This is a genomic window from Longispora urticae (assembly GCF_053902585.1).
Map to the genome: position 1 here is coordinate 552894 of NZ_JAQZSH010000035.1, position 24979 is coordinate 577872.

Annotated in this window: 14 protein-coding genes; 3 read left to right on the top strand and 11 right to left on the bottom strand. The window is 63.1% G+C overall.

The features are described 5' to 3' along the window. Positions 1-673 precede the first annotated feature (673 nt). The gene (locus PT931_RS25315; RefSeq protein ID WP_456248214.1) at positions 674-1870 is read left to right on the top strand and encodes a tetratricopeptide repeat protein; all 1197 of its coding nucleotides are present in this window, start codon (positions 674-676) and stop codon (positions 1868-1870) included. A gap of 170 nt (positions 1871-2040) precedes the next feature. Further along, positions 2041-2574: a nucleoside monophosphate kinase gene (locus PT931_RS25320; protein WP_456248166.1), complete on the top strand. Its 534-nt coding sequence runs from the start codon at positions 2041-2043 to the stop codon at positions 2572-2574. A gap of 734 nt (positions 2575-3308) precedes the next feature. Here PT931_RS25320 and PT931_RS25325 read toward each other — a convergent pair. The 3 genes from PT931_RS25325 to PT931_RS25335 are packed head-to-tail and all read right to left on the bottom strand — an operon-like array spanning position 3309 to position 11628. Continuing rightward, positions 3309-8348, bottom strand: coding sequence for an FtsK/SpoIIIE domain-containing protein (locus PT931_RS25325; protein WP_456248167.1), 5040 nt, complete (start codon positions 8346-8348; stop codon positions 3309-3311). Next, on the bottom strand, positions 8345-9796 hold the full coding sequence (locus PT931_RS25330; protein ID WP_456248168.1) for a hypothetical protein: 1452 nt from the start codon (positions 9794-9796) through the stop codon (positions 8345-8347). The genes PT931_RS25325 and PT931_RS25330 overlap by 4 nt, the downstream gene beginning before the upstream one ends. Beyond that, the gene (locus PT931_RS25335; protein ID WP_456248169.1) at positions 9796-11628 is read right to left on the bottom strand and encodes a hypothetical protein; all 1833 of its coding nucleotides are present in this window, start codon (positions 11626-11628) and stop codon (positions 9796-9798) included. Before PT931_RS25335 ends, PT931_RS25330 begins: the two co-directional genes overlap by 1 nt. A gap of 549 nt (positions 11629-12177) precedes the next feature. Between PT931_RS25335 and PT931_RS25340 the strand changes: the two genes are divergently transcribed. Next, a complete protein-coding gene (locus PT931_RS25340) occupies positions 12178-13398 on the top strand; it encodes a DNA cytosine methyltransferase (RefSeq protein WP_456248170.1) in 1221 nt (406 codons plus the stop codon). Between the two features lie 1928 nt (positions 13399-15326). On the opposite strand, the gene PT931_RS25345 is transcribed toward PT931_RS25340, so the two are convergent. The 8 genes from PT931_RS25345 to PT931_RS25380 form a co-directional block, all read right to left on the bottom strand. Continuing rightward, positions 15327-16826 (bottom strand): AAA family ATPase, encoded by a 1500-nt coding sequence (locus PT931_RS25345; protein ID WP_456248171.1) that lies wholly within the window; start codon positions 16824-16826, stop codon positions 15327-15329. A 40-nt stretch (positions 16827-16866) separates the two neighbouring features. Further along, positions 16867-17238: a very short patch repair endonuclease gene (locus PT931_RS25350; RefSeq protein WP_456248172.1), complete on the bottom strand. Its 372-nt coding sequence runs from the start codon at positions 17236-17238 to the stop codon at positions 16867-16869. A 53-nt stretch (positions 17239-17291) separates the two neighbouring features. After that, on the bottom strand, positions 17292-18473 hold the full coding sequence (locus PT931_RS25355) for a DNA cytosine methyltransferase (RefSeq protein ID WP_456248173.1): 1182 nt from the start codon (positions 18471-18473) through the stop codon (positions 17292-17294). Positions 18474-18978: 505 nt separating this feature from the next. Beyond that, the gene (locus PT931_RS25360) at positions 18979-19620 is read right to left on the bottom strand and encodes a 5' nucleotidase, NT5C type (RefSeq protein ID WP_456248174.1); all 642 of its coding nucleotides are present in this window, start codon (positions 19618-19620) and stop codon (positions 18979-18981) included. 213 nt (positions 19621-19833) lie between these two features. After that, on the bottom strand, positions 19834-21030 hold the full coding sequence (locus tag PT931_RS25365; RefSeq protein WP_456248175.1) for an ImmA/IrrE family metallo-endopeptidase: 1197 nt from the start codon (positions 21028-21030) through the stop codon (positions 19834-19836). Further along, a complete protein-coding gene (locus PT931_RS25370) occupies positions 21027-21830 on the bottom strand; it encodes a hypothetical protein (RefSeq protein WP_456248176.1) in 804 nt (267 codons plus the stop codon). Before PT931_RS25370 ends, PT931_RS25365 begins: the two co-directional genes overlap by 4 nt. A gap of 956 nt (positions 21831-22786) precedes the next feature. Next, a complete protein-coding gene (locus PT931_RS25375; RefSeq protein ID WP_456248177.1) occupies positions 22787-23275 on the bottom strand; it encodes a hypothetical protein in 489 nt (162 codons plus the stop codon). Positions 23276-24054: 779 nt separating this feature from the next. Beyond that, the gene (locus tag PT931_RS25380) at positions 24055-24918 is read right to left on the bottom strand and encodes a replication-relaxation family protein (protein WP_456248178.1); all 864 of its coding nucleotides are present in this window, start codon (positions 24916-24918) and stop codon (positions 24055-24057) included. Positions 24919-24979: the final 61 nt, after the last annotated feature.

Below are 24979 nucleotides of genomic sequence, written 5' to 3' on the forward strand. Positions count from 1 at the left end.
ATCTATTGAACGCGGGGGCGCGATCGGCCGCCGGTGGTGGACGGACCTGGGTGCCCGAGGACCGGGGGCGAGGATCTGGTGCAAGGTGCTCAGGGCCGCGGCAAGGTCGACGACGGTCGGCCAGTCACCGGTGGTGTGGTGCCACAGCACGGCACCGACGGCGGTGAGCGCGACGGCGAGAGCGGTGCGGGTGGCTCGGTGGTCGCGGAGGGCTCGCCACGCGATGGTCATGGTCGGTCACGTCCTTCTGTATCCCCGTGCCCCTGGCGGTGTGCCGGGGGTGGTGATTTCCAGGTTGTGACCGCCACGGGCGGTGTTCACGATGCGTATCGAAGTCGCGCAGATCTTGCCGACACCGCACACGATCCTGTCGCTGTCACACAGCCGACAACACGGCGGCTGGAGTCGATCGCACGGTTCCTGACAATGTTGAACGCCCCGACACGATCACGGACAGTGTGGAGAACCGCAGGTGGCTTTCACCCGAGCAGCGACCCCTCCAGGGCCGGTCACGACCTTCTTCGACCAGCTACACGACCTGCACTTACACGCCGGTGAACCCAGCTCCCGCGCCCTGGCCCGAGGCACCGCGATCACCTACACCACCGTCGCCGCGGCGTTCCGCGGCCCGAAGGTCCCGTCCTGGGGCACGGTCGAGCTGCTCGTGGAGGCGATGGGCGGCGACATCGAGGAGTACCGGGAACTGTGGAAGACCGCACGGCGTGCCGAGCAAAACCTCCCCACCCAGCGCCCGGCACCGGTGCCAGGCTCAACCGGCCACCCAAGCCCTGAGCTCGCTGAGGACGACGACAACCAACCCGAGGCGGCTGCAGGCTTAGGTGCCCTGACGCTCGCCTACCTGGTGGGGAAGATCGGGACCGCTCCCGTGCTCGCGCTCCTGGACTACTACCTCCAGACGTTCGGACCCGATCACCCGGCCAACCTCATCACCCGTGCCGCCGTCGCTGACTGGCAAGGCCACGCGGGGGACGTCGCCGGGGCGGCGGCCGCGCTCTCCGAACTCCTCACCGACCGGATCCGGGTCCTCGGACCCGACCACCCCGACACCCTCACCACCCGCCACAACCTAGCGGAGTGGAAAGGAAGTTCCGGGGATGTCACCGGGGCGGTGGACGCGTTCGCCGAACTCCTCACCGACCGGATTCGGGTCCTCGGACCCGACCACCCTCACACCCTCACCACCCGCCACAACCTCGCGGAGTGGAAAGTAAGGTCCGGGGATGTCACCGGGGCGGTGGCCGCGTTCGCCGAACTCCTCACCGATCGGATCCGGGTCCTCGGACCCGACCACCCCCATACCCTCACCACCCGCCACAACCTCGCGAGGTGGAAAGACGAAGCCGGGGACCCTGCCGGCGCGGTAGCCGCGCTCTCTGAACTCCTCACCGACCAGACCCGCGTCCTCGGACCCGACCACCCCCACACCCTCACCACCCGCCGCGACCTCGCCTGGCGGATGGGGCAAGCCGGGGACACTGCCGGCGCGGTAGCCGCGCTCTCCGAACTCCTCACCGACCAGACCCGCGTCCTCGGACCCGACCACCCCCACACCCTCATCACCCGCAGCTACCTCGCCTGGTGGACGGGGCAAGCCGGGGACACTGCCGGCGCGGTAGCCGCGCTCTCCGAACTCCTTCCCGACCGGATCCGCGTCCTCGGACCCGACCACCCCCACACCCTCATCACCCGCCGCGACCTCGCGTGGTGGACGGGGAAAGCCGGGAACACTGCCGGCGCGGTAGCCGCGCTCTCCGAACTCCTCACCGACCAGACCCGCGTCCTCGGACCCGACCACCCCCACACCCTCACCACCCGCCGCGACCTCGCCTGGTGGGAGAAGCGTCGTTGACGTGCTCGTGGGTGGCATCCAGTTTCGGGCCACCGCTGACGGTGGTGGCCCGACGGCCGAGGTACGCACCGGGCTCGACGGTGTGACCGTTCGGCCGTTCGGCCCCGTAGGGAACACGTCGGCGCGTGTGGTCGCACTATCCTGCGAGGAGCTGAGGACGGGAGCAGCGCATGCGGAGGATCGCCCTGTTTCTGGGGCCGGGCGTGGTGTCCCCGGCCGCGATCCTCGCGAGTGACCTGGGCCTGGCCTTTGTCAGCGCGAGTGATCTCATCCGTGAGCACGCGCAACGGCGGACGCCTCAAGGCATGCGGATTCGCAACCACATCGATGCAGGGGAACTCGTGCCCGTGGAGCTGGTCACGGAGGTCGTGGCCCCAGTCCTCAGTGCCGCCGAAACGGGCCGGATGCTGTCGGACTATCCCCGCACGGTCGGACAGGCGGAACTGCTAGCCGAGTGCGGCCACGAGCCCGAGATCATGATCGAGTTGTACGTGGGCGAAGAAGACCTCGACCGGCACTGGTGGCAGGCCCAGCAGCGCCCCGACATCCTCGCCCGCATGACCGCACACGAGAACCGGGCGGAACCGGTGCGTGACCACTTCCGTGCCCGGGGCATCTACCACCTCGCGCACGCCGGCGGAGCAGACGAGGACGTGGTGGCGAGGCTGGCCGCGATCGTGTCCAGCGGCAACGGCACCTCCTGACCGGAGACGGTCCTGAGCCCCACCGTCACCATCCGTGGGCCTTCACGGAACTGGACCCCGGTGACAACCCCTGCTTTGGGCGCTGCTCCTGTACGGGGTGAAATGTTCAAACAGCGGCCCGAGCTGTCGCCCAGTCCCGGCGAGACAACTTCGGCGCCATGAACCACCCACCAGCGGCCCGTTGTGTTGCTCCGTTGTTGCTCGCGTGTTCCGGTCACCAGCGGGAACAGGCGGGAAAGCGCGGGAAACCGCCCCGCGCCGGGCCGAAAAATGACCTAGGCCCCTATCCTCCAAACGGAAGGAGCCCAGGTCAAACTATGTGCGCCCGAAGGGACTCGAACCCCTAACCTTCTGATCCGTAGGATTCCAGGTTAGATACTCGAAATATCATCCTGACCTGGCAAAACAATGATCGAATTGGAGCCCATTGGGTCTGAAACTTGGCCTTGTTGCTCCGTTGTTGCTCCTGCGCCTAGATTCGCCGTTGACTATCCGACCAGGCATCTCATGGTCGCTCAGCCCTGCCACCTGACGATCACGAGCCGAGCACCGCAGACCAGCCGATCGCCATCCCTCCACCAACGCCACGACCACGACCGGTCAAAGGACGGTCTTGAACTGTGACCTCTTCGGCGGCGGCTTCGATGACCATCGCCCTTCGGAAGGCGGTGGCTTCTGGCAATGCCTGGTACGGCGAGCGCAACATCGCTGTCCAAAAAATTCGTGGGGCCTGGTCAGCTGCCGTCATAGGCAACCTGCATTCGTATGGTGCCCTTTGCTGTATGCAGGAATGCATCGCCCTGTCCAGCCAGAGCTTCGGCTCCGATCTCGTCCAGAATGATGCGGCTGTCGGTCGCTGTCTTGACTCGCAGCGCGAGCTGAGCGGGGAAGTTGGAGCGGATGGTTGTCGAGATAACGTCCGCGCTCGGGCGCTGCGTGGCCGCGATGACATGGATGCCCGCAGCGCGGGCCTTCTGAGTCAGTCGCTTGAGCAGCGCTTCGATCTGCTTCTTCTCTTCGGGATCGCTGGTTAGGTCGGCGTACTCGTCCAGGACAATGACGATCCAGGGCTTTCGGTCTGCCTTGTCAACTTTAGCGTTGTACTCGACGAGCTTGCGTGTGCGGATCGCTTTCATGTCCTTGTAGCGCACCGCCATCTCTTCGACGGTTTCCTCAAGAATCTGGATGGCGTCGGCAGCATCCATACCGATCACTCCGTCGAGGTGAGGGTCGTCCTCGAAGTCGACAAGCTCGGTGCCCTTGGGATCGACGAGACGAAGTCGGAGGGCACTCTTGTCGTACCGGACCAGCCCTTTGAGGATCGTGTCCAGGGCGACGGATTTTCCCGATCCCGTAGTACCGGCCACCAGCAAGTGCGGTGAGTCTGCGGAGGACAGGTCAATGGTGACGGGGTTGCCTTCGATGTCGGTGCCCAGTGGGGCAATGAGGCACTCGGGATCGGCCGGGCACTGCTGCCATAGCGCCTTGGCATCGACCCCGTACTTCTCCTCGTCGATCTTGGGAATCTCGAAGAGCACAGAGCCGCGGTCGCTGCGGGTGCGAATACTGAACCCGGAGGGCAGAGCCAGAGCCAGAAAGATCTCATCTCGCCTGTTGGTCAGCTTGTCCACGGTGACCCCAGGATCGGGGATGAACCGAAAGATGTAGAAGCCGGGTCCTTCTTGCCACTTGCCGGCCTCCGGGGCGGTGACCGCAACCTTGTGTCGTGCGAAAACGTCGACGACCCTGTTGTACCGAATCCTCAACTCCTCATCGCGGAGGCCGCCACGATGAGCTTCCAGAGTGACGGAATCGCCTTCGGAGGCAGGCGTGGGCGGCACTACCGGGCTCGGCACGGTTGTCGGCACAGTCGCCCCCGCAACCTCGACAGGTGCCGCTGATTCTTCCGGAGTAGGTAGTTCAACGGAATCGCCTATTGAGGAGGTGTTGATGAAGGAGGCGCGATCTGTTGGGGTCCTAACGAGGTCCCCAGAGACGACAAGGGCGTCGGCATCGGCGGGGTCCTGGTTGGCGCGTAGGGCACCGATGAGCTTCAGAAGCTCGTGCTTGTTCAACCTCACTAGAGTGTGCTTACCGAGTTTTCCGACTGCAGGTGCCGGCAGGTCGTCCTCGGCCGAGATGGCCACAGCAACGCCTGTGACTTGGCCGAGCTGGACATCCTCGGAGCGCAAAGCGTCAAGGACCATCGCCTCAAGCTGGCGATGATCTTCTTTACCGATCATGGTACGAGCCGGAAGGTCTGCGGCTCGTAGGGCGTTCCCGCTGGTTTGAGCGATCGCGGCTGCAAGTTCGTCGAGCCAGAAGGGACGGTCGTGGCGAGCCTCGCCGTCCGAGCGGAAGGCATCTCTGCAAAGGTCGGTGGTGCGGGTGAGTTGTTCCTCGGCTGAGCCGACGTCGAAGGTCTGGCGGAACTTGGACTCGGCGACGAGGACATCCAACCGAATCGCGCCATCGCTCTGGACAGTCAGGACGAACCGGCCTAGATCGGCACGGGTTTTGTGTCCGCGGCCGAACCAGCGGTGGTGGTCGTCAAAGCTGATCCAGGTGACCAGGCTAGTGTCCTGCTGCGGGACGGGGAAATGCTGGTCAATGACGAACCGCGTGGCGACCAGGCCGACGACTTCGTTGACCGTGGTGCCGATGCCGAGTGAGCGCAGCACGGCGCCGGGGGTCACGTTGCGGCCGACCTCATAGATCCGCTTCGCGGTGCCTTCGGAGTCCTGGGAAGTGACGACACGGATCTGCTCCAGGCGGCGCCGCAGTCTCTGGACGACGAACTGCCGACCGGTCTGTGAACTGACAATGAGGGTGTAGGACTCGTTCTTGCCGACACCGGGCTTGACGAGGATGACGTCAGGGCGGTTGCGCAGGGCGTCGATCTGCTCACGGCCGATAAAACTGTCGAGGGTAACGACCCAATGAGCCACGCGGTGCAGAGTGGCGAACAAGTCCTGGTGCTGGTCGAACTGCACCTGCATCTCGAAGTAGTCGATGCCGTCGACACTCTCCCGGGATACCGGGGAGCGGCGGTCGTAGCGCACGCACAAGGTGGACCAGGACTCGAGAGTCTCGTCGGAGGTCTCGGGCAATAGCGCTCTCACGACGTTCTCGCTGGTCTGAGCCAGGTTGTGTGAAGCTGGGTGCTTCCAGGGGTTGAAGGAGCCCGACAGGGATTCCTTCTTGGTGCTCTCCTTGATACTGGTCTGTGTGCCGAACAGCGCTGGAGCCAGGGCGAGGTCGATGGTGTCTTCCAGCCCTGACAGGTCTGCTTCCTGGTCGGGCTCCCATGCCTGCAGGATTAGTTGGACATCGGGCAGGAAGCTGTCCTCGGACATCTCTGTGCCGGAGAACTGCAGGTCGAAACCCTGGATGATCTCGTGATGGGTGGCCTGGGGAGCCAGTACGACCAGGTCAACTTTCAGACGAGGATTCTTGGCCCGTACCTGCTTGGCCACGCGCATTGGCAGTACGGGGTCGCCGTTGCGATCCAAAAGCAGTACGCGTAGGCCATCAAGCTTGTGAGGGTAGGTCGTCAAGTAGTCGGTGATGACGCGGACCATCTCGTCGATCGCGGTCTCGTCGATGCTGGAAAGCCATTCCTTGGACTCGTTTCCGCCGTGGCGGACCGGTGCGTACTCCTCGTGCCCGGCCGATTCGCGCATAGGGATGGCGACCGTGCCGCCGGGCCCGACGAGGACTGCCGGTGTTCCGTGTGGCGAGATACGGTCGATGGCGTCGAAGAAGAGATCCTCGTTCTCTTGGTTGAGGCTCAGGCCTCCCACCTTGTTCAGAGCGGTCTTGATGCTGCCGGCGGCCTCTACGTAGTTCTCTGCCAGCCAGCGCAGCTTCAGTGGGTGAGTGGCCAGCATCATCATGCGGTGATCAGCCAGCCGGACGACATCGGTTAGGACGACGGCCTCAAGGTCTGCGTCTGGGGCGTTTTCGGGTACCAGGTTGGTGCGAGCTTCAAGGAGGATGCCTTGCCACTCGCGTACGTAGTCTTTGATGTTTTCGGCGTCAAGCCCTTCGGAGAACCGGTCGAAGTGGTCCCTTTTGATGTGCTCCAGCTGGGCGGCGAAATGCGATTCGGGGATAGGCACAGGTTCGTCGGTCTGCCATTGCCTGGGGTCGTTGAAATTCTCGAGGAAGGCGTCAAAGGTCAGATTGCTGGCATGGCCAGGGAGGTTCTTCCAGCCGTTGATGAGGGCTGCCAGGGCGATCTGTCCAGGGATCCCGAGGGGGTCCCAGCGAAAGCGTCGCTGGGCGGCGCCGTCCATCTTGACCAGGATGCGCAGCGCGGCCCATTCAGTGTTCGAGTCGAATGGCTCATTGTCTTTCGGCAGAGGCGGCTTAATTAGGTTGAGCAGGCAGTCTTCGATCTCCAGGGTCAAGTGAAGACCGGTAGAGTCCTGAATGTCACGCAGGGTGCGTGCGTACAGGAAGGCGAACAGCCAACGGCTCCAACGCCCGGCTTCCTCATTGCCTTCAAGCCCGACGACGACGGCGCCCTCCTCTTCGTCGGAGAAGTAGGTCAGCTCGCGCAACAGGGTACGTAGCGGGTCCTGAACGAACTGAGAGTCCGGGAAGGCGAGCTTCTCAACTTTGCGGCGTGACCGCTTGGACAACAGGTCGGCCAGTGGTTCGGCCCCGCCGACGGGCGCCTCGTCAAGGAAGCGCTGCGCGGATTCCTGATCACCGCGATCAAGCGCATCTTCGATCATCATGGCATCGAATTCGTCGACCCTCTCACCGGCGGTCTTCTCGATCTCCTGCCGGACGTGCTGGCCCAAGCCAATCTTCTTGGTCTTCAGTTCGAAGACCTCGAGCCAGAGGGTCAGGTCCTGCTCACAGCGCAGCTGCCGAAGTTCCTGCGGGGTAGGCCCACTGCGATTAACGTTGCTTATGAGTCCGCGCATGCGTGTTTTGGCAGTCTCGGCGTCTGTACCGATGCAGTCCAGAGACTCCTCGCTGAATTCAGCCATGCCGATTCGATCTATCAGGTCTTCATCAGCGATCTCCTTGCCGTTAGCCTGCTTGAAGGCACTGACCCAGACGTTCTTCTTGATTCGGATGGCCAGCGCTCCGGGCTTCAAGAAAAGTCCACGGTCCGGGAAGAGGTCAAGGGCGGTCAGGGCTGCAGAGATCTCAAGGTAGACCACTTCAGGAGTGCGGACCTGAGCCACTGCGACCTTCTGCGCGGTCTCGACCAAGAAGGCCGCCCAGCGGTGCACAGACCTGGGCTCCTCATCGGTGACGGCGCGCCAGATTTCCGGCAGAGAGGTGGCCATCACGGCCGGAACGGTGTCAATACCGCCAGCCTCCCGCCAGGCCTCTGACATAAACCTGTCGAACCCCCGCTCGGCGGAGGTGTCGTGGTGGTCGCCAAAAATTGTGGCATCATCAAGGGCGTTCATGGCCGCTAGCCCCTGCGCGTCCGGAGACTGCCCCCACTCGAAGAGCAACACGGCCGTACCCTGTCCAGAATTTCGCCACTTAGTCAGCTGGTCCTGCGGTCCTAGCAGATAATCATCAGGTACGCCTTCGATCGGGTCCGAGGTGCCGACCTTCACAACGACCTGCGGATCTGGCGACTCCAGCAGTTTACGGGCTGTATGGCGGAGAGCTTCGGCGACTGTCGGCCGGTCAAACCCGCTGACTCGTAGGACGGCACGGGCTCCGCTGATCTCAGTGACCTTGCGGAGTGCTTCGTCGGCGATAAACCGACCGAGCGCTCGGATGCTGTCGCCGGTCACCGGGGCTCCCCTCGAACCATGCTGGTTGCATCTGAATATTGAGTGAGCAGACCGATAGCGGCCAGCTTCTCCCTGAAAGCCCTACCGTTGTGTTCAAGGATCGATGGGTCGACCTCGTAAGCCAACGGGCTCGCGACTGCGACCTTGCTCTCTACCACGAGCCCGTATTTCGCATACAGCAACTCGCAAAACTGGTCGAACTCCATCTCGGTACCCTGAGGGACAGTGGCAGATGCCAGCCCCTCAAGCATCGGGGGCTTCATGGTGAAGTGTCGGCGCCCGACCGTCGCGTTCAGGGCTCCCACTGCCGCGAGGGTCTCGCTGAAGAAAGCTCGGGGCGATGCGACCGCATTGCCGGCATCCTTGGTGAATCGTTCATAGCGGCGCTTACTGGCTTCGTCGCCGTTGGTTCCGAATTCGTCGATCATTTCCGAAGCCTGGCGGTTGATCGCGTTGACGATGTCGTTGCGGAAATTGGTGAGGTTCTTCTGCGACTCTCTGCGCAGCGGGGTAGCTTCGTTGCCGAAGTCCAATATGATCAACCCAGGATCGGAGGCGCCGAGCTTCCTGCGTGCAAGGTGTAGCTGGTGGCGTGCCAAGCAGTAGGGAACCCAGTGCATGAGGCTCTCGGTGCGCTTTGCCCTCGGGACTGTCGCAGCTCGAGCGACGATGTTGCGAGCTCCCTCCCTAAGCAGATCAGGCCACGGGCTCAGATCATCGTGCAGCATGATTCCCTCGTCTGAAGCCACCACGGGCGTTTCGTCGTAGTCGAAGTCGTGCGCACTGAGGGCCTTGGCAAGGTTGCCCAGCGGCGTGCCGCTGTCCTGTACGAGGTCGCCCAGACCCTGTCGGGTCACTTCCTTGCGGTCACAATCGGGGTCGCTGCGTAGGACCTTGTATGCCCAGCTCCCACCATCCCGGAAGAGATAGCGCTCTATACTCGGAGCGTTGATGCCCGCATCAACCTTGCCGGCCTGCTTGCTCTTCTTCGTGCCCTTCTTGGGGGAGGCATCTGCTTGCCTGATCCGTCGCTCGACTGCGTCGTAGTGGATGAGCTCACCGACGAACGGATAGATGTGTGCGCCAAACCAGCTGGGCCGGCTCCGACGCCCAGGAATCTCGACCAACAGGGACGAGAACAGGGCGTGAAGGGTCTCCAACGTCTCGGGGGAGTCCAGCTCCACGGCCTTGCCGAGTTCCTCGTCGCCCTCAACGATGGGGGTCTTGGTAGCGATCCGCCGAGCCAGGTCGTGTGACGTCCTCTTGTAGACCGTGTCGACTCCGCTGTCCAGGAGTCCTGCGAAGTTCTCCGGATCTTCCTGGTGTACTTGGTGGACGCCACGTGCAATCGCGAGCATCTCAAGCGGGATGTAGAAACCGCGGCCCTGCTGCTCGAGATTCACCCCGAAGAGACGCAGGACGACCTCTGCTTTGGAACGATCAGCCATTACGCACGCACCGACCTGATCTTGTCTCCGACGTCGATCATGAGCTTTCTCATGACGTTGCCCACGAGTACCTGGATCTCGTCGTCCTTGTTCGAGGTGTCGGCCAGCTCTGCAAGGGATCCACTCAGGCCCCGGATCTCGGCTTCGTGTTGGACCTCGCTACGTAGACCTGCGGCCCACCGTGTCAGCAACTCGAAGCGTAGAAGGTCCGCTTCCACCGAGACTGCCTCCTGGTTAGGGTCGACAGCCGGGATGCGGATGTAGATGGCTCGATTGAGCCACTCTACGGCGTTCTGCATCTCTGGAGTGACACCCGCGCGGCCTTCCGCATGCCACTGGCTGACCTGGTCAACAACCTCAGCGCCCTTGCTGGGTACTCGCCGGGAGATCACGGCCGCGCGGGCGCGGTGAGTAAAAAAAGCGGGGTCGAGAACGAAGAAGTCAGGGTTGCTCCCCGCCCGGTGGATGCCCTGGACCGCCTCCAGGCCCTTGAGGAAGCGGTCTCGCACCTTGGTGTCTGCCGAGTCTCGATTCCCGTCCTCGACACTGACGAAGTCGTCACCAGCCTGCAGACCCATGCGGGCAAACCGATCCTTGTCGTCGTCGCTGTTGAAGAAGTCTGCGCGTCGCAGGAATGCGTACAAGCCCCGCAACTGTTCGGCCTGCTTCTGGACGTCCCGACTCGTACGGACCCTTTGCAGGTAACTAGTGGCGTCGGCAGGAGGGAAGTCGCCAGCCGTGTCCGGATCCAGCCGGTCGTCGACCTGACGGCGGGAGACCTTGCCAGGGTCCAGCTTTCGCAGCGCGAAGAAGGCAGGAACCAGATGACGCTGTTGCTGGGTCAGTCGGTCACCGAAGAGCGATTGGTGATACAAGTGGGGCGCCTGCCAAGACCTGTTCGAATGCGACCACTGGTACTTGGCGTGGACATTCTCGCAGGATAGACCACCAGTGAGCATGTAGCTGATCACCGAGAGCGCCTGACGCGTCGTGACAACCGCTCCGGTTCGTTCGGCCGCCGCGAACACGTCCCGGACCGCAGTCCGGCGCTGAGGTCCGCGCGTGGGATCCGCCAGCTCGGTGCGGTTGGCCAGGATTGGGCAGACATTCCGCGCATCACAGGTCTCGCAAGGTTTCCACCGCGACCATTGCGTCGTCGTCCACTGCTTCAGGACCCAAGAGATGAGGCCGCCGTTGGACCTACCTGCCGCTACGGACTGGTAGTTGAGATTGAGGACAGTAACTGTGCCATCAGGGCTGCTGACCTGCCCGCGGACGATGCCTTCCGTGAGGGTCTCCACCAGTATCTTGGCGCGCCCTGTGCCGCCTTTGTCTAGGTTGTCGTCTTCGGCGACGCACTTTCGTAGCTGGCCCTCGTTCGCGCAGACGATCGCGACGCCTTCGTCCGGCGGGGCAAGTAGCTCAACGAGCTTGTGAGCGCCCGCCTGCAGACTGAGCTCGCTGAGATCCTTGAGGATGTACAGCGGTCGTCCGCTACGAGTCCAGCCGATAGGTCGGCTGGCGTCTCCAGCGTCGGACAGCTCGCGGAAAACCATCTTTCGATCATCTGGTGTTATCGCCTCGGCATCTCTCCGCAGCTCGGCCAGAAGGCTGGCGCACAGGCTCGTCTTGCCATGCCCGGCGTCCCCGGTGAGGACGATGGTCTTCGCCGTCGGTCGCTCAATGACATTTAGCAGGTAGTCCAGCGTTACGACAGGGAACAGTGACTGCGTCCAGTCCGCTTGCAACTCGTAGATCATCTCCGAGGTGTCAGCGTCGAACGGCTGGTATCGCCGTATCCGTTGGACGTGTTTGTTGACCTCAAGCGGCATGCTTTCGTCCTTCGTAGACCGACGCGGTTCGCCGCTGAAGTCTATCTGTCAGCACCCCTGGCGACAGGCCAGATTCCACGTCAGAGCGCTAGGTACACCCTGGTTCGGAGGCGCTCCGTCACGGCCTCCGCGATCAGGGAGGTCGCGCGCTTCGCGGAGTTCGCTGAACCCTGACCCAGGCGGGTGGCCACGAACGTCTGGGCTGACCGCAGAGCCGAGGCGGACGATTGGGAAGTGCAGTCTCCGCGCTTTGGTGTTGCCGTACTCGCCGCTCTGCATGCCGACGCCGTAGATCTGCTAGCCGATGTCCAGGTCCATGACCTGGTCTATGACCTGGCCGCCACCGGCCAGCAGGTCGCAGTGCTGGGCTGGCCTGCGAACTTCCGTAGACCGGTCACGAAGCACGTATTCTCGGTTGAGTCAGCTTTCACGGTCCTGGTTGGTGAATCCACGCACAAGTATCGGTCTGCCGATCCTGCTCATGCTTGATCGAGTACGATGGCGGCTCGTTCCGCCAGTTCTACGAGCAAGCGCAGATAGGGGTCATACGTGGGCGAGCGGCACCCTCTGCGGGCCAAGCGGCGTCCGAAGTTCGAGGAGGGTATCGGCTCCTTGCGAGTCGTGGACCTCTTCGCTGGCTGCGGTGGCCTCACCCTCGGTATTGCCCAGGCAGCCCGCAAGAACGGCGTCGCACTCGATGTGCGTCTCGCGGTTGACTTCGAGGCAGCTCCCACCAAGGTCTTCAAGGCCAACTTCCCCAAGGCCAACGTCCGAGAGGGCACCGTCGAGTCCTACTTCGATGGTTCCCTCGGCTCCACCTTGTCCGATGTGGAATCTGCGACTGTCTCCATTGTGGGTGACGACGTGGGACTCCTGATCGGCGGGCCGCCGTGTCAAGGGCACAGCAACCTCAACAACCACACCCGCCGCGATGACCCCAAGAACCGCCTGTACCTGCGCATGGTTCGCGCCGCAGAGGTTCTTGCTCCCCGTGCAGTCGTCATCGAAAACGTGCTGGCCGTTGTGAATGACAAGCAGCAGGTGGTCTCCCGCGCCATCGTTCACCTCAAGAAGCTCGGATACGATGTCGCCACTAATCGTATTGACCTGCTCAAGCTCGGGGTCGCCCAGACACGCAAGCGCCACATACTGCTTGCTATCCACGAAGATGCGTTGCCTGATGGATTTTCAGCTGCTGACCTGCTGCAGATCGAACAACACCAGGACGCCACACCCCATGATCTGCGTTGGGCAATTGGCGACCTACTTGATGCACGACCGAAGTCCTTCTTCGATGAAGCTGCAGTACCTAGCCCAGACAACCAGCGACGTATGAAGTATCTCTTCGAGAACGATGAACACAACCTGCCGAACGAAGAGCGTCCCGAGTGTCACCAGGGCGAACACAACTACATCTCAATGTACGGTCGCTTGTGGTGGGACCGTCCGTCTCAGACCATCACCAGCGGTTTCGGGACTATGGGTCGCGGACGTTTTGTCCACCCTGAGGTCCCCCGGTGCCTGACCGCCCATGAGGCCGCGCGCATCCAGGGTTTCCCGGACTATTTTGCCTTCGTTGACGAGAGGATCAAGCCTCGGTACAAGCTAACTCGCACTGAGGTTCAGATCATCATTGGCAACGCTGTACCGCCGCCTCTGGGCGAAGCTCTGGCCTCCAAGCTCTTCGACGTTGGCGTTCTGCAGACGAAAGAAGACGTTCCCCAATTGCTTGAGGACGACTACGCTGCCCCTACCGTTGATCTCGCCTGATGAATTCGTATCGGAACCGGTAGTTCTTCAACGACGCGGCCAACTCCCAGTCCCGAACCGGCACCAGGCTCCCTTCTACGATCCAGAGCCAATGGTTCAGCCACGCCTACGCCTCCGAGGTCGACCGCGTTCTCCACGTCGCACTCCTTGCAGTCGGCCCCACGCGACGGCTCGCGGCTACCGACCGGCGTTTCGCACGGACCGGAGCCAGGACCGCCCGAAACGGGTTGCTGCGCTGGGGCCGGCCGATGTTCCTCGGGGCTTCTTTTGTGTCCGCCCGAGGAACTGTCGAAGGCCCTCTCACTTTCATGCTCCGCCTGCCCGGCCGGCGAGAGAGTCAGTGTGGTCGGTCAAGGAAGGCATTTCCCTTCTAGGGCTCGACGCCAGTATCCAGTCAAGGTTGTACGAGCGCGTGACGGACCTGACGGCGAAATTGTCCGAGGGTGAACCCAACACTCGCGGGGTCCAGACACCATCAGATCCATCCGCTATCTTCTTGTGGAAGCAGCCGAGGGCCCGATAGCTGCATTACTTGCGGACTCCGCAGGCCGATTCTCGGCGATGACATCGGTCGGCTGCTTCGATGACCGCCTACTGGGTACGCCGAACGAAGGCGCGCCCCGCAGCGCTCATGACCGACCTTGAACTTCATCGATTCAGCAAGCGGCCGAGTGAGTTGCCAACCCGATCTTGCCGGCCGAGTCGCCCTCACCTGATTCGGGAAGGTAATGGCGCCAGGTGATGCGTCGGGTCGGCAATAATCGAGGGTGAAACGAATTCCACGGTGAGGCCCCCTACGCGCCGGGGTTGCGCAGGCTGAACCATGGTGGGCGGACCTACTACGTATGAGGCTACTGTAGGTGCAAGGAGACTTTGGACCTCAATCCCATAGCTGCATGCCTGGTGGTAACCCTTTCGGACTAAAGCATCCGTTCCATACTTGCACTCAAAAACAGCCGCCGAGTGCCCTGGTCGGACAAGCAGGATGTCGGCTCCGGCTGCGAACCCTCCTCCCTGTACTCCGCTGGTGGCTTCAGCATAGGCCGAAGGATGGTCGTAGTACTTCCAACAGCGGGAAGCCTCGAACCACAGGTCCCATTCTTCTCCCCCGTTCATTTCGACTTTGAAATTTGGGCCTTCAAAAGTCGACCCCGATAGTGGCCGGTGGTCCACGATGCGGGCACCGGACTGACGAAGCCTCATCAAGAGTGCGCCGAGTGCGCCTAGGTGGAAAATACGCCAGTCGAGCTCCTTATCGGGCATTAGATGCCGTCGAGCGTACTCGATGAGGGAGGCCGTTTCTTGCTTGCGGATGGCCGATACGACCGGAGCTAGAAGTGTCCAAGGCTTCCCTGAGCGCGAGAGGGCTTCTACCTCGCTAGGAAGCGGATTCGCCGGAACGGCATCTTTTACGGCTCCGCGTGCCTGGAGGAGCCGTAAAGCAGCTCTACATTGCTCGCGCGCAGTCCGCTCCAGGCTGGATTCGACCGAGATAGCGTCTTTTCGCACCTTTCTCAGGTGATCGAGTGCCCACCGAAGTGTGCGAATCGTTGCCTGGTCAGCGACGCGGTTTCGCTCACGTACAACGTATTGGTCTGGGGGCCAGCCACTTGTTACCCGGGTCGCGACCCAATCGGTGCCCGGTTGAAGTGTCGTTGTAATTTTGCGTCGGCGAAGGCTCTGGGCTGGGATGGCGTCGATCCAGCTGTTGGTGGTCGACGGCCACTTTTCGAGCCATGGAGCTAGCTCTTCGAAAAAGATCCGATTGGCGCGGCGCTCTATATCTCTCTGTTGCCAGCGAACGTTGTCCAAATCGTCAACAACCGCAGCCAGCGCCAGATATAACTGCCCCTTTCCACTCCATCCTCGACTGACCTGGTCCAGCCCCTCCCAGTGAATGTCTACCTGCGGGTCCGGAAAGTTTTTTGTCATGCCAGGTACCGCAGGTTTTCCTTAACCCATTCCCATTGATCGCCGAGAGCCTCGACTACCGAAAGCTTCGCACCCAGCTCGTCCTGAATGGTTTCGTCAGAGCGTCGGATCCAAGTTCCGAGTGCCGCAAGATAAGCCTCTGCGAAAAGCTCTGTGGCTTCAGCTTGAGGATCAGTGTGGAGGCTCGATCGGAGCTGGTCGAGGATGCCCAGAAAAGAAGCTGGCCCCATCGCCAGGCCAGGGATCTCAAAATGGGCGCGGTACACCTCGGCGAGACGGGCTCGTACAGTCTCGTCGTGGTTGGCATGATGTTCGCCCAGGAACGCCGCGAACAGTCCTGGCTGCGGGGGAGGCACGGGCACTTGAGCGAACCGCCGCCCCAAGGCCAGGCCGAAACGGAAGACGGTATGCGCATCGATCGAATTGTAGGTCCCGATCAATCGCCATTCAGTCCCGGCTCGATAGTGGGTATCGTCGTCAGGCTCCTCGATTTTGCCGATCACGGTAGAGGAGACGTCATCGTTCCAGCCGAGCACGATCTCGGAGTCGGAGCTGGGATTCGGGCGCCCCACCGTAACGGGCCGTCCCGTGAGCCACGTCATCAAGCCGCCGAAGATCCTGTCGAGATCGGCCCTGTTGGCCTCGTCCAACAATAGCCACTTGTCCTCCTGTACAGCCTGGAGGACATAGCCAGGCGCGAAGCCGATACGGCCATCGGAGTCCACACTGTCCCCCCCGACAAGTTCCCGAGTCGTCCAGCTTTCATCAGGTGTGACAGTCATCAATTCATGCGCCATCGTCATTCCGATGGCACCTGGAGACTGCTGCACCTGGGCCAGGAGCTGATGTACGAGCGTCGATTTACCGGTGCCCGGCGGACCCACGAGCATTACAGCCCGATGCGAAGCGATTGCCGTGCGCAGCATCCGCAGAACTCTCTCATCGAGCACGAGTGGCGGTGGCGTGCGATCCGTCCGCTGCTCTGGAGCTGTGAAGAACGGCTGCGAGACCTCGTCAGGCGCTTCCCGCGCAGGTTTGTACAGATATTTGTGCGGGTGTACGCCTGTGATCAAGCTCGGGGCCTGGTACAAGTGGGGCTCGTCCGGCAACCCGCTCGGAACGATTGCGTGAGTCACTTCCCAGAGTTCGTTAGGCCTCTGGAGTATCAGAGCCTCGGTGCCGGGTCGTTTCTTCGCACACAAACGCATCAGGGCTTCGAAGGACTGCCCGGCCGTCTCGCCCTGCCTCGGGTCTACCAACGCGATCAAGAGCTTAGCGTCGCGTGCCCTGCCTGACTGCTCGAACCTTACCGACAGATTGCCCGCTTTAGAAATATATGAGGCATAAACAGCCGAAGGTTCCAGGCCCGTCAGGCCGGCCACATAGGCCTCGAAGCTCCGATACTTCGACACGTTCTTAGATGAGTGCTCGATCGAGGCGAGGAGTTGGTTCATCTCGACGGCTGGGTCCACGTTTTGGGGCGAGGGAATGCTCACTTTTCGAGACTAGCAACGCCCTCCGACAGTTCGGCGCTGATCATCTCCTGGACTGGACGGCGTCCTCGACGCGGCAGGCTGCTTCCTCGACGGCTTCGTGGGCCCAGATCCGTATGACGAGCCAACCTTCGGCCGCAAGCCGCTCGTCGGTGTCGCGATCGCGGGCGACGTTGGTGGAGAGCTTCTGAGTCCACCATATGGTGTTCGTCTTGGGGGTTGTGCCGTGCAGCGGGCAGCTGTGCCAGAAGCATCCATCGACGAAGACTGCGATCCGTAGCCTGGGGAACAGCATGTCCGCCCGGCGTCGCATCCCGGGCAACGCGGCGTCGACCAGATACCTTAGGCCTCGTTTATGAACGAGCTTGCGAAGGGCAAGTTCAGGAGCGGTGTCTCTACGGCGCTGCCTGCTCATGCGTCTCTGTACCGCTGGATCTGCCGCAGCAGGACGCGGCGTCGACGGGAGGGTCATGGTGCGATCCGCATTGCCTCTACATGTTGCTTCATGGCCAGCTGAAATGACTCGTCGAACCGGAGTGTGCTTCGCTCCATACGGCTGAAGAACCCGGCGCTCGCCCTGAGGCTCAACGGAACGGCTTCTGCAAGGTCGACGACGTCGAGCAGGTGACGGTATGTCTTCCGGGTCGGCCACATCGAAACGGATGCCTGCCAACGCTTTCCGGCGGATCCCCAGGCCGCGTTCGGCCATCGAGCGCCTAGTGCTAGCTCGGATCCGGTGTTCGCTATAGACTCCCCCGGCTTCGACAGTCTCCCACCCAGCCATTCTGCGACGCCGACCGTCACCGCGTTGCCGAGGAGCTTCCATCTACTCGCATTCCGGCGTCCATGGTCTTTGGCTGCTTCCGTCCAGCCTGCAGGGAACCCCTGGAGTTGCTCTCCTGCGCTGATTCCTGGGGTGACAATTGCGCGTCCGACAGCGGCGTCACGTACCCAGATGCCCGGCGGTGAGGGAATGCCGATGGTAGAGCCGCCCTTGAGGGTAGGCGTCGCGTCTTGGGCCCACCCCAGGCCGGTGAGACCTTCTGTCCAGTAAAAGCCGAACGCATCTCGGGCGAAGGTCTCGGGAGCAGGCTCACCTGCGTCGTCGGCGAACAGCACGTCGCGGGGATCGTCGTCTCTGGAAGCTACGACGATTACACGCTGTCGCCGTTGGGGTACTCCGGTGAAACGGGAGTCCACCAATCGGTATGCCCACCTGTACCCGAGGCGTTCGAGCTCGGCGACCAGAAATGCCATGGCGCCGCCCTTGTCAAGGACGAGCATGTTGCGGACGTTCTCGATTACGACCCATCGGGGACGGGCCTGTTCGAGCAGCCTGAACAGGTGAGTCACGAGCCCGGACTGCTCGCCGCGGATGCCTGCCATGCGGCCGGCCTGCGACAAGTCTGTGCAGGGAAAGCCTGCGGAAAGCACATCCACCTCAGGGATGGAGTCCAGCTCACGAACATCAGCTGCGACCGGCACACCTTTGAACCGATGCTCCAAGACCAACCGTGCCGGCTCCCAAACCTCACACAGAAGCTTCGCGTGTCCTCCGGCAGACACGAACCCCTGCTCGATTCCCCCTATGCCAGCGAATAGCCCGGCAACTGTGAATGAGGCCTCATGGTGGGGCGAATCGTCCGACATGTGTGCATCATGACACCCCTCGGCTGCGGACTGCGAATCTCCTCGCAACATGATGATCTCCGACACTCGCCTCGAGACGCCTGTTCGAGTAGCTGCTGGCAGCCTAGACGGTTCACTGCTCCAACCCAAGTTCTCGCGCAAGGCAGATCCAACCGAACGCGTGAGTCACCCAGATCACCGTAAGAAGACGTTCGACGGTTGACGGCTCGGCTCCCGCGTCGGCAGCTGCGCGGTCATGATGAGACTGAAGAAGGTCTTGTCATAGTTGGAAGTGCTTTGTTCTTCCGCCGGTGCGGGTGCCGCGACGATGACGACACGTCATCCGCCGGTCGTAGACTGCCTGAAGGATCGCTTCTCGCGTACCTGCTCGGCGGCGATCGCCCATTGATCATCTGTCATTCCGAACGTCAGGCTGCGGTTCTCATCAGTCAGTCGTATCGCATTTCGCGCGGGGCGACACAGTCCAACCAGTTACACCACGATCGCCCGTCGCAGGGTCGATGGGTCAGGCTGGCTTGTGGCCGGGTGCGGACGGAAGCGGGAGGGAGCGAGCGTTTCGCCAGGCGTAGTAGCGCTCGCGGATCAGCCGCTCGGCATCGGGCCATGCGTCTACTCGACCGCCTGGACCATCAGGAACCTGTCGGTTAGTTGAGTTCGTGAAGATGATGACATCCTTCCCAGCCTCTCTGAGTCGGGCAACGTTGTCCGGACTGTCCTCGATATACAACTCGGCACCGACGTCACCCTTCTCTTTCATGAAGCAGAGATCCCAATAGGGCACTCCGTGACCGTCAAGCCATTGCACCGTCTGCTCGACAGCCGCCTGGTGAACGCGACTGATGAAGAGCCGATGGGTGATGATCCTGATGCGGATTCCCTCCGTGCTCAGGTGCCTTAGGGCTTGAGGAGCCCCAGGGATTGGATCCTCATCGGCGAAGAGTCTCCGTTGATCGACCGCGAATCGATGGAGGTGCTTGTACTCGCCGGGTAGCAGCCCCCACTCGGGAAGTCCGTACGTGACTTCAGTGGTGAGCTGAGCTTCCGGCACTCCTCGCCATTCGGCGGTGACTTTTCGCATGTAGCCGTAGAAGTCAGCGACAACGCCGTCCAGGTCGACCCCAAGTATGAATCTCTGCTCTTCGGCCATGCCCGCCTCCGCCGTCAGCTTCGTCGATGCATCCCCAGATCAGCCTATGCCCCCCATCTTCCAGTCGGGGAAAATTGTGAAATCTCTTCGAGTAATTTGTAGCTTCCGCTCTCGGTACCCGTACAGCCCACCCGCCCTCTTCCGGACCCGAACAGCCAAGGCGCCAGCAGAGCTAGCACTCAGCCCAGGAAGGATTGATGCACCGACGGACGGCTACCGCCGGAATGCCGCGAGGTCGACTAGCGTCGCCTCATCCGTGTCAACATCGGCCAAGTCTCCTCCTGTGACGGGGAGGATCTCCTGGATGTCTAGTGACGGGACGCGGGAGGTTGCCGCACGGAAGGCTTGCAGCGGAATCTTGTACTCGCGGGCAAGGCGTTCGATGTCGTAGCCGGCTTCGCTCATCAGCTCGATGCTGCGGGGCAGGAGTGATGGGTGTTCTTGTACCTGCATGGCTCCGGGTTCCTGACGGCGCCAGCCTTTGCTAGACAGTGCCGCCATGGCGTTGGTGTATGTGTTCTCGTTCATGATGGACAGTTGGCGGGCGCGCATGAGCAGTGCCTGGAGGCTCACCTTCCAGCGGGCTTTGAGGGTCAGGAGTTTCTGCCAGTCGGCCCGCTGGGGCAGGTGTCCAGCGATCTCGTCTGCAGGCATGAGGAACTCGGCGGCGAACCGGTGGGCCTGGTCCTCGACGGTCCGGCCTCCAGGTTCGGCGTCGGAGTGCATGACGAGGTGCCCGATCTCGTGCGCGACGTCGAAGCGCTGCCGGAAGTAGTCGTTCTTCAGCGGATTGAGCAGGATCATCGGCCGGTAGGCGGTGTCGATGGAGTAGGCGTCCACCGACGCCGACTGGGCGATGGCGAACACTACGAGGATCCCGTGATGCTCGGCGAGCCGAACCAGGTGTCCTGCCGGTCCGGGCGGCATCTCCCATGCCTTGCGCAGCCTCCGGGCCGCCTCCTCCGGCTCGCCGAAGGACGCGTGGTCCGGTGACACCGGGTACGGCGGTACATCACGTTCGGGTAGTTCGACGTGCCGCTCAAGGACGGCGGCGATGTCGTGAACGAGAGCGCCGTACGCACCGGCCCGGTCGCGGTCCACCTGGGTGGTGGACCGAAGCGACCGAAAGTGTGGCGCGGCGCGCAACGGGTCGCGGTCTGTGTTCTCCACGCCGGTGGGCAAGAAGAACTCCGGCTCTACGCCCAAGACCAGGGCCAACTGCGCCACGGTGCTCGACGACGGCTTCTTCGAACCGTTCTCGTAGCTGGCGACGGCGGTCCCCGTCCTGCCGATCCGTTCGGCAAGGCCGTTCTTCCTCAGCCCGGCCAGTTGCCGGGCAAGCGTGAGACGACGGCCGCTGAATCCTTGAGTTACACCCCGCAGCTGTGCCGACGTCCGCTGGCCATTCATGCCTGCCCAGCCGCGCGGCCGTGCTCAGAACCCGACTCGGGGCGCAGGCGCACCGGGGCGTCCGGCAGGTCGTTCGGGTCGAGCGGGGTGGCGTCAATCGGGCCGGGGCGGACTCCGGCCGCGCCGGGACCGGCGTCGCCGTTGATCCGGATCGTCCAGTCCCAGGCCGGCTCGCCGTTCCGGTTCATCGAGGGGCGCCCGAGGTGCGTCTCGATGCGGCCGGTGGCTGGGTCTAGGGAGTGGGCGAGCACGAGGGTGAGCGTGTCGTCGTCCTGGGCGTTGAGCTCACGGACCGTGGTGTGCGCCTCGACGAGGAACATGTCGTTGTCCAGGAGCAGCGTCTGGTCGGGGTGCAGGGTCTTGTCCTGCGTTGCGACTCGCTGCTTCGTCGGGCCTTTCGCCGCCCAGCGGATGTCGTTGACCGCACCGAACTGGTAGGAGGTCAGCAGCCACCGGATCCGGTCGTACATCCAGCCCGGCGAGTTGTTGAGGTTCTTTCGGACCACCAGGCCGGGGAAGATGCTCGGCATCGTCTCGAACTCACCCGGCAAGAGCCCGTCGGCGACCAGGTCAAGGCCCACACCCGCGTCGTCAGCCACGAAGTCGCCGCACGAGAACACCCGGTCGAGCCGGTTCTCCAGCAGCACGTAGCCCATGTAGCCCATCAGGCGCGCGTCATACCCTGCGGCCGGGTCATAGTCGGAGTACGTGCGCGCCGCCGCCGAACCGTGAGCCCACCCGAGCGCCGGAAGGATCCCCGCAATGCGGAGCACCTCCTCCACCTGCTGCCGTTCATTCATGTCGAAGACTCTACTCGAAGCCCCAAGATCTTGCGCAGAACTGAACTTTGTGATTTGAATCACTTTTACTTGCCTGATGGTGCAACCACGGTTGGCCCAGCCGCACGGTCTCCTGCCAAGCTGCGGCCTTCGAGGTGGCGGTTAGGGCGCCCGGGGACGAAGCGACCGATGTGCGCCCCGGTCTGCCGAGGGTGAATTGGCGCGATCGGAACATTCAACCGACTGGTTGCGCGGATCGCGTCGCCAAGCCACTCCTGGATCCGCTCGACATCGGGGAGAGAGCTCGTACCGCAAGAGACTGTTGTCGATCGGGATGCCCGCGAGCAACTGCTCGAACCGTTGCCGACCATCGGTCAGCAACGTGCCGACGGCCGGCATGTTCCCCAGTGTCAACGACGTCTGAAAATGGTCTGTTGCACACATTCAGTGATCGACGTGAGCTGACCACGATGGCTTTCCTATGTGGAACTGATGTCGGCCCTGTTGCCTCATCTAACTGGGGTTCGTGTTGAGCGGGTCTCGGCGAAGGGCGCTGGGGTTCGAATCGAGGCCGTTCACGCTGGACCCGCGACGCCGATCCGACCGCGCGTGTAGCACCAGCTCCGGGCATGTCAGATGAACCAGGAAAGACTCGCTCCGGCCGCATCGACTCAGGTCAGATAGCCGTCGATGATGCGCGGATCAGACGGGCATCCCGTTGCTGATGGGCGTCGGGTATTGATCGCCACCGCCTGCCAGAGCTCGCTGTCGCCGTCGTTACGAGCGGCCCTGAATGCCGCGGGAACTCTCGTGGTTCCTGGAACCCACCGGCTCCGGGCACGCTTACGCCGATGGTCAACCACCACGTCCAGGGCCATGGTCTCCAGCACACGGCACCTGCCACAACTGCGAGAAATGTCCTCATGCCACGGTGGCGATGGTGACGGGCTGGACTGTGGGCAGCTACTGGTGCCTCGTCAGGTCAGGACGGGTGTTGGTTGGCCGGCGGCTGACCGGGCGGAGTCCTCACGCGGTTGGGGCGGCGTTTCGGTTCGCGTAGCCGCACTGGTGACACGATCGGTGGCCGCTGGAGGTGTGGTGCCTCTCGGGCGTTTGGGGGTACGTCGTGTCTTGCTCGGCGGGGGTGCGGCGGTGACCTTGTCGGGGGAGAGGAGTCCGAACTTCGAGGTCTTGGCGGTCCCCCAGGTGTCCTGGACGGCTTTGTACTCGGTGGCGTAGCGGGCTTCGGCGGCGGCGAGCTGGGTCACCAGTTCGCGGATGCGGGTCTGGGTTTCGGCCGCGGTGGCGACGAGTGTGACGGCTGTGGCGCTTTCGGCCTGGGCGAGTGCGACAGGGTCGGTTGCGTGGGACTGGCTCATATCGGATGCCTCCTCGAGGTCGGCTGGCCAATGGCTGGTTGGCGCCGTTGACTCATCGTGCGCGCCTGAAACGGCGTTGACCAGCAAGTCTGACTGCGTATACCCGGAGTTTGAATACTCGGAGTGCGCATGTTCGACCTCCAGGCTGGCCGGTTCCGGAGGTGCCAGGGGCGCGCGCTTCCAGCACGCGGGAAGCCTGGATCCCAGTTTCTGGCGTCTTGGATCCCCAGCCTTGGAGAGGTGTACGGAGTCAGGCCGCGGCCTGCCTCAACGACCGGCCGTCCTGCCACGGTTGGGGCGGGGCTGTGGTTCTTTGCGATGCTCGGTGCCTGCCGTGGTAGCGGTCAGACGCGCGTCGCCAAGAAGGGCCCCGGTCGGGTGCCGGGCGGGGAGCCCAGAAGCGTGTCCCGTTCGCGGGCATCGGCGCGGGCCCGGCCGGGGCTCGGCCGATCGCCTGCACCGGTCGTTCGACGGTGCCGGCCTCGGCCGGTGCCTCCTGGGTCGGTCCGGTGGCGAGGTGTTGTGCGCGGTGGGCGGCACGGGCGGCTGGGCAGGGGTAGGTCTCGCGGCGACACAGGAGGCTCACGCACTGGTGCGGGTCGTCGGGGTCGGGTTGGTGTGCGGCCAGTACCGGCACTGCGAGGTTCCACAGCAGGGCGAGTTCGATACTGCCCGCGACGTGCAGTCCGGGTGTCGTAGTCGTTGGCACGGCGTTGCCCTTCAGGTCGGTGTCTACGCCCGCGCTGGTGGGAGGTTGGCGGGTGCGTCGATCAGCGCTCCACTTCGCCGAAAGGTCAAGTCGTTGCCCGCAGGCGGCTGCTCGCCGACCCGGTGGACCGCTTCCGCCTGGGGTGGGTTGGCGTGGGCTATGCGTCGTAGCGCCCGGGATTGCTGAGGCCAACGGGTCCGTGGTCGCTGGGTAGGTCGTTGAGGGGGTAGGGGCCGCCGTACCCAGCAAGGTGCCAAACCCGTCCTGAGGGGTGGGGTCCGTGGGTGGCGATGGCGACGGGGATGTCGATGCCGGCGAGTGCCTCGAGGAGGTTGTCGCGGCGGCCGGTGCTGGGCACCCAGAGAAGTACGGGGTAGGTGGGTCCGCCTTGATGGTGGAGTTCGCGGTAGGCGGTGAACTTGGACAGCACGCGGGCGTGGTTCTCGGTCCCGTTGTCGTGTTCGAGGAAGAACCCGACCGTGCGTCCGGCGGATCGCCAGATGCCGTGTGCGTCGGGGTGGATGCCGAAGCGTTCGTAGACGTTGGTGGTGTGGTTCTCCGACCACCACCGCAGGAGCTCGCTGCCGGGGGTGGTGCGGGTCGCGGCTGTGAGGTCGACGAAGAATTGGTTGACGGCGATGGTGTGGGCGAGTTTGGGGCTGCCGGCGAGGCGTGCCATGCGTTCCATGTGGTTGCGGGGTGACACTCGGCGCGGGTTGTCGGGGTCGTAGGAGGCGTTGGGGCGTAGCCGGGCCCCGAGGGGTCCGAGGGAGTAGAGGTATTCGGTGACGCCGCCGGTGGCCTTGGCCCAGGCGTGCCGGGACAGCACCTCAGCACGGTGCAGCACCGCGAGACGGTCTTGCGCCCGGCGCAGGCTCGGGTAGAACAGGCTGGCGACCTGCCTAGTGGTGAGGATGTGGTGCTCGGCAAGGAGGTCGAGAAGTAGCTGGTCCCGGGGTGTGATGTGGCGGGTGTTGTCGAACAGGGCTGCGGTGTGGGTGCGGGGTCGTGACGGGGTCATGTGGGAGATCTCCATGCGGAAGGGTCCCTCCGTTGGAGGGTGTCTGAACGGCGGACGGGTA